The organism is Burkholderia pulmonis (genome assembly GCF_984667975.1).
Window position 1 is genome coordinate 3,386,429 of the sequence record NZ_OZ480186.1, and the last position, 15,699, is coordinate 3,402,127.

Consider the following 15,699-nt stretch of genomic DNA (forward strand, 5'->3'; position numbering starts at 1 on the left):
CACCAGCCGTCGGACAAAACAAAAAGCGCGAACCGCAGCGGTTCGCGCTTTTTTATCGCCCCGCCAACGCGGGAGACATCGGTCAGACCGCGCGCTTCATCCGCGTGATCGGCAGCACCCGCAAGTGCGATTCGATCGACGGGCACAGCGACTGCCCTTCGAAGCGCGCCGCGAGGAAGTCGACGAACGAACGCACCTTCGCGGACACGTGGCGACGGCTTGCGTACACCGCATAGATCGGCGCCTCGTGCGGCGGCACCGAATCGAGCAGCACCGGCACGAGCCGGCCGGATTCGATGTCGTCGCCGACCACCTCGGTGCCGAGCAGCGCGATGCCCGCGCCGGCGAGCACGGCTGCGCGCAGCCCTTCGAGATGATTCACGATCATGTTGCCGTTCAGGCTCACGCGCGACGCGGCGGCCGCATCGATCACCAGCGAATCGAGCATCGTCGAATTCGAGTCGCGCCGCAGGTAATTGTGGTGCGCGAGATCGGCGATCGTCTCGGGCGTGCCGTGCTTCTCGAGATACTCGGGCGACGCGACCAGCAGGATGTGCGCGGTCGCGATCTGCCGCGCGACCAGCGACGACGATTTCAGTCCGTTCGGCGCCGCCCGCACCGCAACGTCGTAGCCCTCTTCGATCAGGTCGACCACGCGATCGGACAGCGTCATGTCGACGGTCACGTCCGGGAACCGGCCCGCGTAATCGGTGACGGCCTGCATCACGTGCCGCAACCCGAACGCGGACAGCGACGTGACGCGCAGCCTGCCTTGCGGCACCACGCTCGCGGCGCCGACGGCCTGCCCGGCTTCATCGAGTTCGGACAGCGCCTGCACGAGGCGCTCATAGTATTCGCGTCCCGCCTCGGTAGGCGCAACGCGTCGTGTCGTGCGATGCAGCAGCCGCGCACCGAGCTGCTGCTCGAGATGCATCACGTGCTTGCTCGCCATCGCAGCCGACATCTGCATGCGTTCGGCCGCGCCGACGAAGCTGCCCACTTCGACGACGTAGCGAAACACATTCATGCTGACGAGGGTATCCATCGAACTAGCTCGTAATGACGGGGAATGGTCCAATTACGAGATAGGGTAACAAAGGCGAGGAAACAGAAAGGTCAAGAAAGGCAAAACGGCGCCGCGGGTGGCGGCGCCGTTGCGGGCGGGAAAACATGCAGCCGGAACGCGCGATTGATGCGCACGGCCGGCGCACCGGTCGCGCGTGGCCGTCAGAACTTCGCGCGGATGCCTGCGCCGAACGTGTTGCCGGACGACAGGTTGCTGATGTGGTCGTTCATGTACGCCGCGTAGACGTCCGTGCGCTTGGACAGCGGATAGTCGTAGCCGACCGCCCAGGTCTGGCGCGTCTGGTCGAGACCGCCCGCATCGCGCGAGTACGCATACGACGCCATCGCGCTGCCCACGCCGATCGGCACCGACACGCCGCCCTGCGCGGTGTTCACGTGCCAGCTGCCCGCGACCTGGTCATTCTTCGTATACATGTACTGGCCGAACAGCTTCACGTATTTCAGGTCGTAGGTCGCGCCGACTTGCGCGATGCCCTGGCTCTTCATGCCGGCGACGAGTGCGCCCAGATCCTGCGGGGCGTTGTTGAAGTTCACGTACTGATACACGGCAGTCGCCGCGAACGGGCCGTTCGCGTAGTTGAACTGCGCGCTCCACTTCTTCGAACCGTTGTCGCCGGCCTGGTTGCCGAGCGCGTACATCGCGCCGAAGTTCAGGCCACCGAACGAAGGCGACGTATACGACACGGCGTTGTTCCAGCCCGAATCGCCGACCGCGCCCTGGTCGCTCGGGTAGGTCGGGTAAGTACCGAGGCCGAGGAACACGTGGTACACCATCGGCGAGAAGGTGTACGAGTCGTAGAACGGGTTGAACAGGATCGTCGACAGGAACAGGTGCGTCGTCAGGCGGCCCGCCGTCACCGTGCCGTACGGCGAGCTGATGCCGACATACGCATTGCGCGCGAAGAACGTGTCGCCCTGGAAGCGGCCGAACTGGCCGTTCTGCGCGCGGAAGAAGCTCTCCATCGTGAAGATCGCCTTGTAGCCGCCGCCGAGATCCTCGGCGCCGTGCATCCCCCAGTACGACGTCGACATCCCGCCGCCGCCCACGTTCCACGCACGGTTGCCGCCCGGGAACTTGGTTGCGCCGACCCATTCGTCGACCTGACCGTAGAGCGACACGCTCGACTGTGCATGGACGGGAGCGGTGGCCGCCACGCAGGCGGCTGCGGCGATCAGCTTGACGGATGTGCGCGACGCACGGCGAGCGAATGCTTTCATGGGATCTCCAGATTTTGTCGAATTGTCGATAAGTGGCGCGAGCGTTGTTTTTTGGAGCCGAGTGCTTGCGTCGTATGGGGCGCAGCCATCTTTACGGATCATTCGTCCGGTCAAAATTGCGCACACTTATTGCTGGTATAGCGGCAGCATTAACTTCGCGGAATGGATACATGGCCGGATGCATGGCGGCAGCCCGGCGCGAACGCGGTCGCACGGCGGGGCGGCGGCGGGGCACACGCGAGCCGGGCGCGAAAGATAGCGCAATGTGGCGGGAAAATCAGCGGAAATCTGCGCGCGACTGTGGCGAATTCGCATCAGCCGGCAGGGGGGCGAGCGCCGGGGCGCTCAGTTTCGGTAGAACGGGGAAAAAAACGGCGAGTGCGCAGGCTCTTCCTGCGAGCGGGGCGGCGGCATCGGGCGGCCGCCGCGCTCCTCGTTGTAGCGCGCGACGTCCGCGCGGATCGACCCGGCGCGCAGCGGCACGTTGCCGCCGCCCGGCGGGCGCGGCATCTGGCGCGCGTCGGCGCTGATCGGACGATACGGGCTTTGTGCGGCGTAGTGGCCGTACGACGGCGTCGGCCGCAACCCCCAGCGGGAGCCGGAGCCGCTCACGCCGCCGGGGCGCACGCCGGCGGGCGGCGGCGCGCGGCGCCAGACGGGCGCGCCGCCGGCATGCTGACCGTACGCACCGTACGCGTGCATGTCGCCGCCACCGAAGCCGTGGCCGCCGTGTGGCGGCTGGGCGAGCGCGAGCGGCATCAGCAGCGCGCCGAGCACGCCTGCCACCCATCGTCCGATCTTCCGTTTCACCCGTTCCGTCATCGTTCAGTGCCTGTCCATGCCCGCCGCCGGTTCCTTTCGGCCGACCCAAGGCTTTCAGCAGTAATTTATGAGCGCTCCGAAACGGTGTCGAGCCCAAAAGTGTTATGTCGCGGGCATCGGTGTAACACCATGTTACTGCTAGGTTTTTTCACTGCAGGGCGCGATCGCGACAGAACATTCTTCTGCCGTTTTGCGCATCCCGGGGCGAGTGCGACGGCCGTCGAATCATGCACTTGACTCATCAATCGATTCTCACAATGAATTTGTGTGGTGAATCACCAACCGGGACAATAGCGTCATCCGCGCGCGCGACGCGCGCCCTCGTCGCTTCCGAATCGAGTTCCAGATGGCCCGTCCCCGTTTTCTTCCCGACAACTTCACGCTCACGCTCGTCGGCACCGTCGTGCTCGCGAGCCTGCTGCCCTGCCGCGGCCAGGCCGCCCACGCATTCAACTGGGCAACCAACATCGCCGTCGGCCTGCTGTTCTTCCTGCACGGCGCGAAGCTGTCGCGCGAAGCCGTCGTCGCGGGCGCGACCCACTGGCGGCTGCACGCGGTCGTGCTGCTCAGCACGTTCGCGCTGTTCCCGCTGCTCGGCCTCGCGCTGAAGCCCGTGCTGCAGCCGCTCGTCACGCCGACGCTGTATGCGGGCGTGCTGTTCCTGTGCACGCTGCCATCGACGGTCCAGTCGTCGATCGCGTTCACGTCGATCGCGAAGGGCAACGTGCCGGCCGCCGTCTGCGCGGCCTCCGCATCGAGCCTGCTCGGGATCTTCGTCACGCCGGCGCTTGTCGGGCTGATCATCACGTCGCAGTCGGGCGGCGCCGCGTCGCCGTGGAGCACCGTCGGCAGCATCGTGATGCAGCTGCTCGTGCCGTTCATCGCCGGCCAGTTGCTGCGGCCCGTGATCGGCGGCTGGATCGACCGCAACCGCGGCGTGCTGCGCTTCGTCGACCAGGGCTCGATCCTGCTGGTCGTCTACGTCGCGTTCAGCGAGGCCGTCAACGAAGGCCTGTGGCACCAGATCCCGGCGCGCGCGCTCGGCGGCCTGCTCGTCGTCAACCTCGTGCTGCTCGTGATCGCGCTGCTGCTGACCGCGTTCGTCGGCAAGCGGCTCGGCTTCAACCGCGCCGACCAGATCACGATCATCTTCTGCGGGTCGAAGAAGAGCCTCGCCGCCGGCGTGCCGATGGCGAAGGTGATCTTCTCGGCGAATGCGGTCGGCGCGGTCGTGCTGCCGCTGATGCTGTTCCACCAGATCCAGCTGATGGCGTGCGCGGCGCTCGCGCAGCGCTGGGGCGCGCGCGACATGAGCGGCGAACACGACGAGGGCGACGCGACCTCCGCGCCCGGCGCGCTGAGCGCAGGCAAGCGCTGACGCGCCCGAGGTGCGACGGCCGCCGGGATGGCGGCCTTCCGCCTTCCGCCTTCCGCCTTCCGCCTTCCGCCTTCCGCACTTCCGCACTTCCGCACTTCCGCACTTCCGCACTTCCGCACTTCCGCACTTCACCTTACCCGCCGGATGCGCTCCGATGTGCGGCCGGCGCGATGCACCAGCGGTGTCCACCGCGTCACAAAATCTTCATTCAATTCTCCGCGAGCGGTGCCGTTAAGCCGGGCGTCCCGTCGATTCGGCTGCCCTCGCCCATGCCCGCGCCCCACTCCGATTCCGCTGTCGCCAGCACCACGCGCCTGATCGAGGATCGCGCGCTCGCCGCCGTTTTCCAGCCGATCGTCGACCTCGGGTCGGGGACGGTCGTCGGTTACGAAGGGCTGATCCGCGGCCCGCGCGGCACCGACCTGGAATCGCCCGCCGCGCTGTTCGCGCAGGCCGCGCGCGACGGCGAAACCATCGCGCTCGAACAGGCCGCCGCCCTCACCTGCCTCGACGCGTTCGCGGCGCTGGGCTGCGACGGCAAGCTGTTCCTCAATTTCAGCGCGGGCACGATCCTCAAGCTCGCCAGCGAACGCGAACGCGCGCGGCAGCTCCTCGGCCGCGCGCGGGTCGCCGCCGAGCGCATCGTGATCGAGCTGACCGAGCAGAACGCGATACCGGACGTCGCGCAGATCGGGCCGGCGGTCGCGTCGCTGCGCGACGCCGGCATCCAGTTCGCGCTCGACGACTACGGCACCGCGAACGCGAGCATGAACCTGTGGCTGCGCCTGCACCCGGACGTCGTGAAGATCGACCGCTTCTTCATCCATGACATCGCGCGCGACCCGCTCAAGTTCGAAGCCGTGAAGGCGATGCAGCACTTTGCGCAGGCAAGCGGCGCGCAACTGATCGCGGAAGGCATCGAGAACGAGTGCGACCTGATCGTCGTGCGCGACATGGGCATCTGCTGCGTGCAGGGCTTCCTGCTCGGCCGGCCGAACGCGCAGCCGTCGCGGGTCGTCGCGCCGGCCGCGCGCGATGCGATCCGCGCGCCGCACATCGCGGTGTTTCCCGGCGCGACGCGCTCGGTGCGGCCGGCCGGCACGATCGCCGGGAAGATGCTGGTTCCCGCCCCCGCGCTGCCGCGCGACGCGACCAGCAACGACGTGCTCGACCTGTTCAACCGGATGCCAGACCTGCATGCGGTCGCGCTCGTCGAACGCGGGCGGCCCGTCGCGCTGGTGAATCGCCGCGGCTTCATCGACCGCTTCGCGCTGCCGTACCACCGCGAGGTGTTCGGGAAGAAGCCGTGCCTGCAGTTCGCGAACGACGCGCCGCTGATGATCGACAACGCGACGACGTTCGAGCAGCTCGCGATGCTGCTCTCGAGCCACGACCAGCGCTATCTCGCCGACGGCTTCGTGATCACCGAGCACGGCCGCTACGTCGGGCTCGGCACCGGCGAAAGCCTCGTGCGCGCGGTGACCGAGATGCGCATCGAGGCCGCGCGCTACGCGAATCCGCTGACATTCCTGCCCGGCAACATTCCGATCAGCGCGCACATCGACCGCCTGCTCCAGCGCGACGCCGGCTTTCATGCGTGCTACGTCGACCTGAACCAGTTCAAGCCGTTCAACGACCAGTACGGCTACTGGCAGGGCGACGAGGTGCTGAAGTTCGCCGCGACGGTGCTGGCCGGCGTGTGCGACCCGCAGCGCGACTTTCTCGGCCACGTCGGCGGCGACGATTTCCTCGTGCTGTTCCAGCGCGACGACTGGCGCGAGCGCGCCACCGACGCGATCGCGCGCTTCAACGACGGCGCGCAGCTCTTCTACACGCAGGCCGATCGGCAGGCGGGCGGCCTGCGCGGCGAGGACCGCCACGGCAACCCTGCGTTCTTCGGCTTCGTGACGATGGCGATCGGCGCGGTCGGCGTGCCGGCCGGCGCGCACGGCGCGAAGCGCTACGGCAGCGACGAGATCGCGTCGGTCGCGGCGCTCGCGAAGCGGCGCGCGAAACAGCAGCCGGACGGGCTCGCGGTCGTCGATCTCGATGCGGGCCGCGCCGCGCTGCGACAGCGCGGCGAGCCGCCGGTCGCGGCGGCGGGCTGAGCGGCGGACAGCCGGCGGGGAAGGGCCGAGACGGCGGCACGCCGCGCGACGGAGCGAATGCCCCTCTGCCGCACGGTTCGGCGAAGCCGTAACGGCTTCCCGTCGCACGCGCCCGCCGCGAAGCGCGCGGCCTCCGCGTGCGCAGCCGGCCCGCTCCCGCACCGCTTTCGCGCCTTTCCCGTCCGCCGTGCGCGCCGCCGGAGACCTGCACGTCCACCTTGCCTTTTTCGCGTTTTGTTTAGTATTTTTAGTAACGTCGTTTTCGCAGATTAGCGCTTAAAAACCCATTATTCGCGGGTATTCCCCGGCTATCCGGCCCGAATTCCGCGATACGTTTTACTATACAATCGCTTTCACCCTAAACAAACCGGACCCCGAACGATGGGTACGACCATTCGCGATGTGGCGCGGGCGGCAGAGGTCTCGATCGGCACCGTCTCCCGCGCGCTGAAAAACCAGCCGGGCCTGTCCGAAGCAACGCGTGCGCGCATCGTCGAGATCGCGCAGCACCTCGGCTACGATCCCGCGCAGCTGCGGCCGCGCATCCGCCGGCTCACCTTCCTGCTGCACCGCCAGCACAACCGCTTTCCCGCCAGCCCGTTCTTCTCGCACGTGCTGCACGGCGTCGAGGACGCGTGCCGCGAGCGCGGCATCGTGCCGACGCTGCTCACGGTCGGCCCGAACGACGACGTGCTGCGCCAGATGCGCCCGCACGCGCCCGACGCGATCGCGGTCGCCGGCTTCATCGAGCCCGAGACGATCGAGGCGCTCGCCGCGACCGGCCGGCCGCTCGTGCTGATCGACCTGTGGGCGCCCGGGTTGCGCTCGGTCAACATCGACAACGCGACGGGCGCGGCGCTCGCGATGCGCCACCTGCTCGCCACCGGCCGCTCGCGGATCGCGTTCATCGGCGGCTCGCCCGCGCACTACAGCATCGCGCAGCGCGCGATCGGCTACCGGCGTGCGTTCTTCGAGGCCGGACGGCTGTTCGATCCGGCCTACGAAGTGACGATCGACGCCGGGCTCGACCCCGACACGGGCGCCGCGCGTGCGATGGAGCAACTGCTCGACGCACCGGGCCCGCGCCCCGAAGCCGTGTTCGCGTACAACGACGCCGCCGCGCTCGCCGCGCAGCGCGTCTGTACCGCGCGCGGCCTGCGGATTCCGGACGACATCGCGATCGTCGGCTTCGACAACATCCCGGCCGCCGCGCATGCCAGCCCGCCGCTCACGACGCTGTCGGTCGACAAGGAAGCGCTCGGCCGCCGCGGCGTCGAGCTGCTGCTCGCCGACTCGCCCGAGCGCACCGAGATTTCCCTGCCCGTCGAGCTGATCGTGCGGGCCAGCAGCCAGCCCGCCGGCTCCCCGGCACTCGATACCGCCACGGTCACCGCATCATGAACATGCCCCCGGTCCAACCCTGCACGGCCGCGCCGGCCGCCCACACGCAAGCCGCACCGTTCGTCGAAAGCTTCCGCGCCCCGTCGTTCCTGCTGTCGCACATCGAGGACACGCTGCGTTTCTACGCGACCAACGCGTTCGACCCGACGGGCGGCTTCTACCATTACTTCCGCGACGACGGCAGCATCTACAACCGTACGTCGCGCCACCTCGTCAGCAGCTGCCGGTTCGTCTTCAACTACGCGATGGCGTACCGGCATTTCGGCGACCCGCGTCACCTGGAATATGCGCGCCATGGGTTGCGCTTCCTGCGCGACGCGCACTGGGACGACGAACTGCAGGGCTACGACTGGGAACTCGACTGGCGCGACGGCGCGAAGCGCGCGACGCTCGACGGCACGCGCCACTGCTACGGGATCGCGTTCGTGCTGCTTGCGGCCGCGCACGCGACGATGGCCGGCATCGACGAGGCGCGCCCGCTGATCGCCGCGACCTTCGAGCTGGCCGAGCACCGCTTCTGGGACGCAGCCGCGGGCCTGTATGCGGACGATGCGACACCGAACTGGATCGTGTCGTCGTACCGCGGCCAGAACGCGAACATGCACATGACGGAAGCGCTGCTCGCGGCCTACGAGGCGACCGGCCACCTCACGTACCTCGACCGCGCGGAAAAGCTCGCGACTCACATCACGCAGCGCCAGGCCGCGCTGTCGGGCGGGCTCGTGTGGGAGCACTACCACGCGGACTGGTCGGTCGACTGGGACTACAACAAGGAAGACAGCTCGAACATCTTCCGTCCGTGGGGCTTCCAGCCCGGGCACCAGACCGAATGGGCGAAGCTGCTGCTGATCCTCGAGCGGCACCGCCCGCTCGACTGGCTCGTGCCGCGCGCAGCCGAGCTGTTCGACGCGGCGCTCACGCACGCGTGGGACGCCGATCACGGCGGCCTGTACTACGGCTTCGGCCCCGACTTCACGATCTGCGACCACAACAAGTATTTCTGGGTGCAGGCGGAAACCTTCGCGGCGGCCGCGATGCTCGGCGCGCGCACCGGCAGCGAGCGTTTCTGGGACTGGTACGACGAGATCTGGCGCTATAGCTGGACGCATTTCGTCGATCACCGCTACGGCGCGTGGTACCGGATCCTCACCTGCGACAACCGCAAGTACAGCGACGAGAAAAGCCCGGCCGGCAAGACCGACTATCACACGATGGGCGCGTGCTACGACGTGCTCGCGACCCTCGGGCGCACGCAGCGCAGCGAGCCGACGCAATGAGCGGCGGCACGTTTCCGGCGTTCGTGTCGGCGGGCGACATCCTGACCGACATGGTCCGCGCGGGCGACGCGCAATGGACGTCGGTGCCGGGCGGCGCCGGCTGGAACGTTGCACGCGCGGTCGCACGGCTCGGCGTACCGAGCGCGCTGGCCGGCTCGATCGGCGAAGACTGCTTCTCCGACGCGCTGTGGCGCACGAGCGAAGCGGCCGGGCTCGACCTGCGCTTCCTGCAGCGCGTCGCACGGCCGCCGCTGCTCGCGATCGTCCACGAGACGCGGCCGCCCGCCTACTTCTTCATCGGCGAAGCGAGTGCCGATCTTGCGTTCGATCCCGCCCGGCTGCCGGCCGGCTGGAGCGATCACGTGAAATGGGCGCACTTCGGCTGCATCAGCCTCGTGCGCGAACCGCTGGCCGGCACGCTGGCCGCGCTCGCGGCCGACCTGCACGCCCGCGGCGTGAAGATCAGCTTCGACCCGAACGTGCGGAACCTGATGACGGCCGCGTACCGGCCGACGCTGGAGAAGATGGCCGCGCTCGCCGATCTGATCAAGGTGTCCGACGAAGACCTGCGGCACCTGTTCGGCGGCGACGGCCCCGACGCGATCGCGGCGGTGCGCGCGCTGAACCCGCGCGCGGCCGTGCTCGTCACGCGCGGCGCGCAGGCGGCGACGCTCTACGCGGACGGCGACGTGCACGAGGCCGGCCCGCCGCGCGTCGAGGTGGCCGACACCGTCGGCGCGGGCGACGCGTCGATCGGCGGCATGCTGTTCAGCCTGATGGCTGCGCCGCAGCGCACGTGGCGCGAGCATCTCGTGTTCGCGCTGGCGGCCGGCGCCGCCGCATGCCGGCATACGGGCGCGCATGCGCCGACGCTCGACGAAGTCGTCGCGCTGATCGAGCGCTGAGGGGAAAGACGGTGGCCGGACGGTGTTCGGTCACCGATAAGCGACGCTGACCATATTGCGCCGCAGTGCTACGATGAAGTGTCCTTTTGCGGGAGAGCACGATGGACACGAACACGTTCACGAAAGGCATCTACACGGCCAAGGCGCATACCCAGCATGCGGGCAACGGGCAGTTCCAGGGTTACGTGATCCTCGCGCGCGACGACGGTGACGACACCGAGAACACGCGCTACGACGTCCACTCGACGAGCCCCAGCGAGGAGGAAGCGTTCGACGAGGCGAAGGCGCTCGCGCACCGGATCCTCGGCGAGATCGAGCTGTAACGCCCCCCATTCCGGCGCGGCTCAGAGCAGCCGCGCCACCATCGATACCAGCATCGTCAGCACGAGCGTCGACATGAACGGGAACGGATAACGCCGCCCGCCGAGCGTCAGCGTGACGTCGCCCGGCATCCGCCCGATGCCGAGCTTGCCGAGCCACGGCCAGCAGCGCGTCAGGATCATCACCGCGATGAACGTCGTCAACAGCCAGCGCAGCATGCCGGGCTCCGTCAGAGTGCGTGCGAGCGGTCGCCGCGCGCGAATGCGTCGAGCGTGCCGTCGATGCCGCGCGAGAATGCGATCACCTTGAACAGCTCGCCCATCTCGGCCTCCGAGATCAGCTTCTGCACCGCGTTCGCGGCCGGCAGGAAGGCGCGGATGTCGGACGGATCGATCGTGGCCAGCGCGTCGGTGATGCCCGCATTCAACAGGAAGCGCGCCTGCGACGTGTAGCCGAGCAGGTCGGCGCCGGTCGACACGGCCGCATCGTAGATGCCGGTGAATTCGACGTGCGCGGTGATGTCCTGCAGGCCCGGGTACAGGAACGGGTCGTCGTGCGCGTGGTGGCGGTAGTGGCACATCAGCGTGCCTCGATCGCGTTGCGGGTGGTAGTACTCGTGCGCCGGGAAACCGTAGTCGACCAGCAGCACCGCGCCGCGCGCGAGCATCGTGCAGACGGTGCGCGTGAACGCGAGCGCGGCCTCGTGCGTTTCGGTCACGTAGCCGTCGTCCGCATCGAGCCCCGCGAGCACCGGCGGCAGGCCGGCTGCATCGGCGGGCCGGTCGTCGAACACGAACGCCTGCTGCGCGTCGAGCGCGACACCGCGCTCGTGCCACGCACCGCCCGCCTTCGCGAACAGCCGCACCGGCATCGCGTCGAGCACCTCGTTGCCGACCACGACGCCCTCGAACCGCTCGGGCAGCGCGTCGAGCCAGCGCACCTTCGCGGCCAGCGCCGGCGCGGCGGCCTCGATCGTGTCGCGCTGCCGTTCGCGCAGCTCGCCGGACAGGTCGACGATCAGGTATTCGTCGAGTTCGACGCCTTGCGCGTCGAGCGCCGCGAGCAGCCCGGCCGCGAGCTTGCCCGTGCCGGCGCCGAATTCCATCACGCAGCGCGCATCGCTCGCCGCAAGCGCTTCCGCGACCGGTTGCGCGAGCGTCTGCGCGAACAGCGGCGACAGCTCGGGCGCGGTGACGAAGTCGCTGCCGTCGTCGGCGCGGCGCCCGAACTTGCGCGCGCCGCCGCTGTAATAGCCGAGGCCCGGCGCATACAGCGCGCGCTCCATGAAGCGGTCGAACGGCAGCCAGCCGCCGGCCGCCGCGATCTCGTCGCGCAGTTGCGCGCCAAGGGTTTCGGACTGCGCGAGCGCGTCAGGGCCGGGAGCAGGTAAACTAGCGGGTTCGTGAGCTTTCGGGTTCATCCCGGCATTGTAAATGACCGTTTCAGCCGATACGTCGACCCAACGCGTGGTGCTCGTCACGGGCGCCCTGGGCAGCGCGGCCGACGCCGCGTCGATCGGCCGCGCGCTCGCGACGGGTTTCGCCCGCCGCGGCTGGGACGTCGCGCTGCAGCGCTGCCAAGGCGCGCCGCGCGCGGCGGCCGACGCGCTCGTCGCCGAAGTCGCGGCGCACGGCCGCCGCGCGGCCGTGCTCGACGCCGATCTGTCCCTGGAAGCCGATGCGGCCGCCCTCGTCGCCGCGTGCGGCGCGACGCTCGGCCGGCCCGCGTGCGCGGTGTTCGTCAGCGCCAGCGCAGGCACCGACGACGCCCACACGGTGGACGGCGCGTCGCTCGCCGGCGCGCTCGCGCGCAACGTGACGGCGCCGCTCGCACTGGCCCGCGCGCTCGCCGACGCGACGCCCGACGCCGCGCGCGAGCACGAAGCGCAGCGCGCATGCGCGATCCACGTATTGGATCAGGCCCTGTTTCACCCGGCACCGGCGCAGCTGTCGCACGCGCTGATGCAGGCCGCGCTGAACCGCGCGACGTCGGCGCTGGCGCTGGCGCTCGCGCCGAAGGTGCGGGTCGCGGCGCTCGTGCGCGGCCACGCGCCGCATGCGGACGACATCGCGGCGGCCGCCTGCTATCTCGCGAGCGCGCCCGGCGTCACGGGCGCGACGCTGACCGTCGACGGCGGCGAGCACCTCGTGCCGCCCGCCGCCGGCCCGAATGAATGAACTGCGCGGATCGCGCGGCCTGACAGCCGCCGCCCGCGCCGCTTTGCGTGCGCGCACGCCAATTTGACTGGAACGACCATGTTTTCCGCTCTCCTGCACCCCCGCCTCGCGGATTGCCGCAGGCTCTACCTGCGCGACTACGAGGTGCACATCAACATCGGGGCTTTCGAACACGAGAAGCGCGGCGAGCAGCGCGTCGTCATCAACGTCGACCTGTTCGTGCCGCTCGCGCTGTCCACCCCCGTCGACGACCGGCTGCATGAAGTCGTCGATTACGACCTGATGAAGCAGAGCGTCGCGCAATGCGTGGCGCGCGGCCACATCCACCTGCAGGAAACGCTGTGCGACGCGATCGCCGCGCGCCTGCTGGCGCACGATGCCGTGCGCGCGGTACGCGTCTGTACCGAGAAACCGGACGCCTATCCGGACTGCGACGCCGTCGGCGTCGAAGTCTTTCGCATCAAGGACGAGGAGCGCGCATGAACGCCCCCCACATGAATGACACGGCGGCCGATGCCGCCGCGCTGGACGAAACCGCCGCCCCGGCCGGCCGCCAGGCGCTGACGCGTCGCGAGCAGAAGGAGGCGTACGAGAACAACAAGCTGTTCAAGCGGATCGTGCGCCAGGTCGGCCAGGCGATCGGCGACTACAACATGATCGAGCAGGGCGACAAGGTGATGGTGTGCCTGTCGGGCGGCAAGGACAGCTACGCGATGCTCGACGTGCTGCTGCGCCTGCGCGAGCGCGCGCCGATCGACTTCGACATCGTCGCGGTGAACCTCGACCAGAAGCAGCCGGGCTTCCCCGAGCACGTGCTGCCCGAGTACCTGAAACAGGTCGGCATCCCGTTCCATATCGAGAACCAGGACACCTACAGCATCGTCAAGCGGCTCGTGCCCGAAGGCAAGACCACCTGCTCGCTGTGCTCGCGGCTGCGCCGCGGGATCCTGTACCGCGTGGCCGGCGAGCTCGGCGCGACCAAGATCGCGCTCGGCCACCACCGCGACGACATCGTGCAGACGCTGCTGCTCAACATGTTCTACGGCGGCAAGCTGAAGGGGATGCCGCCGAAGCTGCAGTCGGACGACGGCAAGAACATCGTGATCCGCCCGCTCGCGTACGTGAAGGAAACCGATCTGGAGAAATACGCGGAGTTGCGCGAATTTCCGATCATCCCGTGCAACCTGTGCGGCAGCCAGCCGAACCTGAAGCGCGCGGAAATGAAGGCGCTGATCCGCGAATGGGACAAGCGCTTCCCGGGCCGCGTCGAGAACATGTTCAACGCGCTCGCGAAGGTCGTGCCGTCGCACCTGATGGACACGACGCTGTATCCGTTCCAGTCGCTGCGCGCGACGGGCGAAGCCGATCCGCAAGGCGACATCGCGTTCGACGAGGAACCGTGCGCATCGGGCGACGACACCGCGGCGCCGGGCGGCGCCAAGCCAATCTCGATCGTCCAGTTCGACGACCTGTAAGCGGGGCCCGAACCCCGCCGGAACAGGGGCCGGCGGCCCCTTTTCCGGCGCTGTCGCCCCGCCGCGACAGGCCCGGAACGGCGGGGGCCGCATGCTAAAATGGACGGCTTCGAACTCCTCTGACAAGCTGGCGCCATGAATATCGTGATTTTGGCGGCAGGCACCGGCAAGCGCATGCGTTCCGCGCTGCCGAAAGTGCTTCACCCCCTGGCCGGCAGGCCGCTCCTCTCCCACGTCATCGACACCGCGCGCACGCTGCAGCCGTCCCGGCTCGTCGTCGTCGTCGGTCACGGTGCCGAGCAGGTCCAGGCCGCCGTCGCCGCCCCCGATGTCCAGTTCGCGGTGCAGGCCGAGCAGCTCGGCACCGGCCACGCGGTGCGCCAGGCGCTGCCGCTCCTCGATCCCGCCCAACCGACGCTCGTGCTGTACGGCGACGTGCCGCTCACGCGCGCATCGACGCTGCAACGCCTCGTCGACGCCGCACGCGAAGGCCGCTACGGAATTCTGACCGTCACGCTCGACGACCCGACCGGCTACGGCCGCATCGTGCGCGATGCGTCGGGCTTCGTCACCCGCATCGTCGAGCAGAAGGACGCATCGCCGGAAGAGCTGAAGATCGCCGAGATCAACACGGGCATCATCGTCACGCCGACGGCCCAGCTGTCGATGTGGCTCGGTGCGCTGAAAAACGAAAACGCGCAGGGCGAGTACTACCTGACCGACGTCGTCGAACTCGCGATCGAGGCCGGCTTCGAGGTCGTCACGTCGCAGCCCGACGAGGAATGGGAAACGCTCGGCGTGAACAGCAAGGCGCAGCTCGCGGAACTCGAGCGGATTCACCAGCGCAATGTCGCGGACACGCTGCTCGTCGACGGCGTCACGCTCGCCGATCCGGCGCGCCTCGACGTGCGCGGCACGCTGCGCTGCGGCCGCGACGTATCGATCGACGTGAACTGCGTGTTCGAAGGCAACGTGACGCTCGCCGACAACGTGACGATCGGCGCGAACTGCGTGATCCGCAACGCGTCGGTCGGCGCCGGCACGCGCATCGACGCGTTCACGCACATCGACGGCGCGTCGCTCGGCGCGAACACCGTGATCGGTCCGTACGCACGGCTGCGCCCGGGCGCGCAGCTCGCGGACGAAGCGCACGTCGGCAACTTCGTCGAGGTGAAGAACGCGGTAATCGGCCACGGCTCGAAGGCGAACCACCTCACGTATATCGGCGACGCCGACATCGGCGCGCGCGTGAACATCGGCGCGGGCACGATCACCTGCAACTACGACGGTGCGAACAAGTTCCGCACCGTGATCGAGGACGACGTGTTCGTCGGCTCCGACACGCAGCTCGTCGCGCCCGTGCGCGTCGGCCGCGGCGTGACGATCGCCGCCGGCACGACGGTCTGGAAGGACGTGGCCGACGGCCTGCTCGCGTTGAACGAGAAGACCCAGACCGCGAAGAGCGGTTACGTCCGCCCGGTCAAGAAGAAAACTTAACATCATGCGGATGCCCTACGGCATCCGCTTCCAC

15 protein-coding genes are annotated in these 15,699 nt (G+C 68.8%); 10 read left to right on the top strand and 5 right to left on the bottom strand.

Annotated features, from left to right (window positions below; all coding sequences use genetic code 11):
* Positions 1-82 precede the first annotated feature (82 nt).
* From AC5LXK_RS15730 to AC5LXK_RS15740, 3 genes are all read right to left on the bottom strand, one after another.
* A complete protein-coding gene (locus AC5LXK_RS15730) occupies positions 83-1,045 on the bottom strand; it encodes a LysR family transcriptional regulator (RefSeq protein ID WP_493389631.1) in 963 nt (320 codons plus the stop codon).
* A 182-nt stretch (positions 1,046-1,227) separates the two neighbouring features.
* Positions 1,228-2,304, bottom strand: a complete 1,077-nt coding sequence (locus tag AC5LXK_RS15735; RefSeq protein ID WP_493389632.1) for a porin — start codon at positions 2,302-2,304, stop codon at positions 1,228-1,230.
* Between the two features lie 345 nt (positions 2,305-2,649).
* Positions 2,650-3,126, bottom strand: a complete 477-nt coding sequence (locus AC5LXK_RS15740) for a peptide-binding protein (RefSeq protein ID WP_493389633.1) — start codon at positions 3,124-3,126, stop codon at positions 2,650-2,652.
* A gap of 346 nt (positions 3,127-3,472) precedes the next feature.
* Here AC5LXK_RS15740 and AC5LXK_RS15745 point away from each other — a divergent pair, with 346 nt between their 5' ends.
* From AC5LXK_RS15745 to AC5LXK_RS15770, 6 genes are all read left to right on the top strand, one after another.
* Positions 3,473-4,504: a bile acid:sodium symporter family protein gene (locus AC5LXK_RS15745; protein ID WP_493389634.1), complete on the top strand. Its 1,032-nt coding sequence runs from the start codon at positions 3,473-3,475 to the stop codon at positions 4,502-4,504.
* A 269-nt stretch (positions 4,505-4,773) separates the two neighbouring features.
* A complete protein-coding gene (locus AC5LXK_RS15750; protein WP_493389635.1) occupies positions 4,774-6,612 on the top strand; it encodes an EAL domain-containing protein in 1,839 nt (612 codons plus the stop codon).
* A gap of 381 nt (positions 6,613-6,993) precedes the next feature.
* The gene (locus AC5LXK_RS15755; protein ID WP_493389636.1) at positions 6,994-8,013 is read left to right on the top strand and encodes a LacI family DNA-binding transcriptional regulator; all 1,020 of its coding nucleotides are present in this window, start codon (positions 6,994-6,996) and stop codon (positions 8,011-8,013) included.
* Positions 8,010-9,290 (top strand): AGE family epimerase/isomerase, encoded by a 1,281-nt coding sequence (locus AC5LXK_RS15760; RefSeq protein ID WP_493389637.1) that lies wholly within the window; start codon positions 8,010-8,012, stop codon positions 9,288-9,290. The genes AC5LXK_RS15755 and AC5LXK_RS15760 overlap by 4 nt, the downstream gene beginning before the upstream one ends.
* Complete coding sequence (locus AC5LXK_RS15765; RefSeq protein ID WP_493389638.1) at positions 9,287-10,195, top strand: carbohydrate kinase family protein; 909 nt, start codon at positions 9,287-9,289, stop codon at positions 10,193-10,195. Before AC5LXK_RS15760 ends, AC5LXK_RS15765 begins: the two co-directional genes overlap by 4 nt.
* Positions 10,196-10,296: 101 nt before the next feature.
* Entirely contained in the window at positions 10,297-10,518 is a 222-nt protein-coding gene (locus AC5LXK_RS15770) for a hypothetical protein (protein WP_011353424.1), read from the top strand.
* Positions 10,519-10,539: 21 nt separating this feature from the next.
* Here the strand turns inward: AC5LXK_RS15770 and AC5LXK_RS15775 are convergent, their stop codons facing one another.
* Together AC5LXK_RS15775 and AC5LXK_RS15780 are read right to left on the bottom strand one after the other, a co-directional pair.
* The gene (locus AC5LXK_RS15775) at positions 10,540-10,734 is read right to left on the bottom strand and encodes a DUF2905 domain-containing protein (protein ID WP_011546377.1); all 195 of its coding nucleotides are present in this window, start codon (positions 10,732-10,734) and stop codon (positions 10,540-10,542) included.
* An 11-nt stretch (positions 10,735-10,745) separates the two neighbouring features.
* Positions 10,746-11,936, bottom strand: coding sequence for a class I SAM-dependent methyltransferase (locus AC5LXK_RS15780; RefSeq protein ID WP_493389639.1), 1,191 nt, complete (start codon positions 11,934-11,936; stop codon positions 10,746-10,748).
* A 13-nt stretch (positions 11,937-11,949) separates the two neighbouring features.
* Here AC5LXK_RS15780 and AC5LXK_RS15785 point away from each other — a divergent pair, with 13 nt between their 5' ends.
* From AC5LXK_RS15785 to glmU, 4 genes are all read left to right on the top strand, one after another.
* The gene (locus AC5LXK_RS15785) at positions 11,950-12,693 is read left to right on the top strand and encodes an SDR family oxidoreductase (RefSeq protein ID WP_493389640.1); all 744 of its coding nucleotides are present in this window, start codon (positions 11,950-11,952) and stop codon (positions 12,691-12,693) included.
* 78 nt (positions 12,694-12,771) lie between these two features.
* Positions 12,772-13,176, top strand: a complete 405-nt coding sequence (locus AC5LXK_RS15790; RefSeq protein WP_047899203.1) for a dihydroneopterin aldolase — start codon at positions 12,772-12,774, stop codon at positions 13,174-13,176.
* Positions 13,173-14,168, top strand: a complete 996-nt coding sequence (gene ttcA / locus AC5LXK_RS15795; RefSeq protein WP_493389641.1) for a tRNA 2-thiocytidine(32) synthetase TtcA — start codon at positions 13,173-13,175, stop codon at positions 14,166-14,168. The genes AC5LXK_RS15790 and ttcA overlap by 4 nt, the downstream gene beginning before the upstream one ends.
* A 135-nt stretch (positions 14,169-14,303) precedes the next feature.
* Positions 14,304-15,665 (top strand): bifunctional UDP-N-acetylglucosamine diphosphorylase/glucosamine-1-phosphate N-acetyltransferase GlmU, encoded by a 1,362-nt coding sequence (gene glmU / locus AC5LXK_RS15800; protein ID WP_493389642.1) that lies wholly within the window; start codon positions 14,304-14,306, stop codon positions 15,663-15,665.
* Positions 15,666-15,699 lie beyond the last annotated feature (34 nt).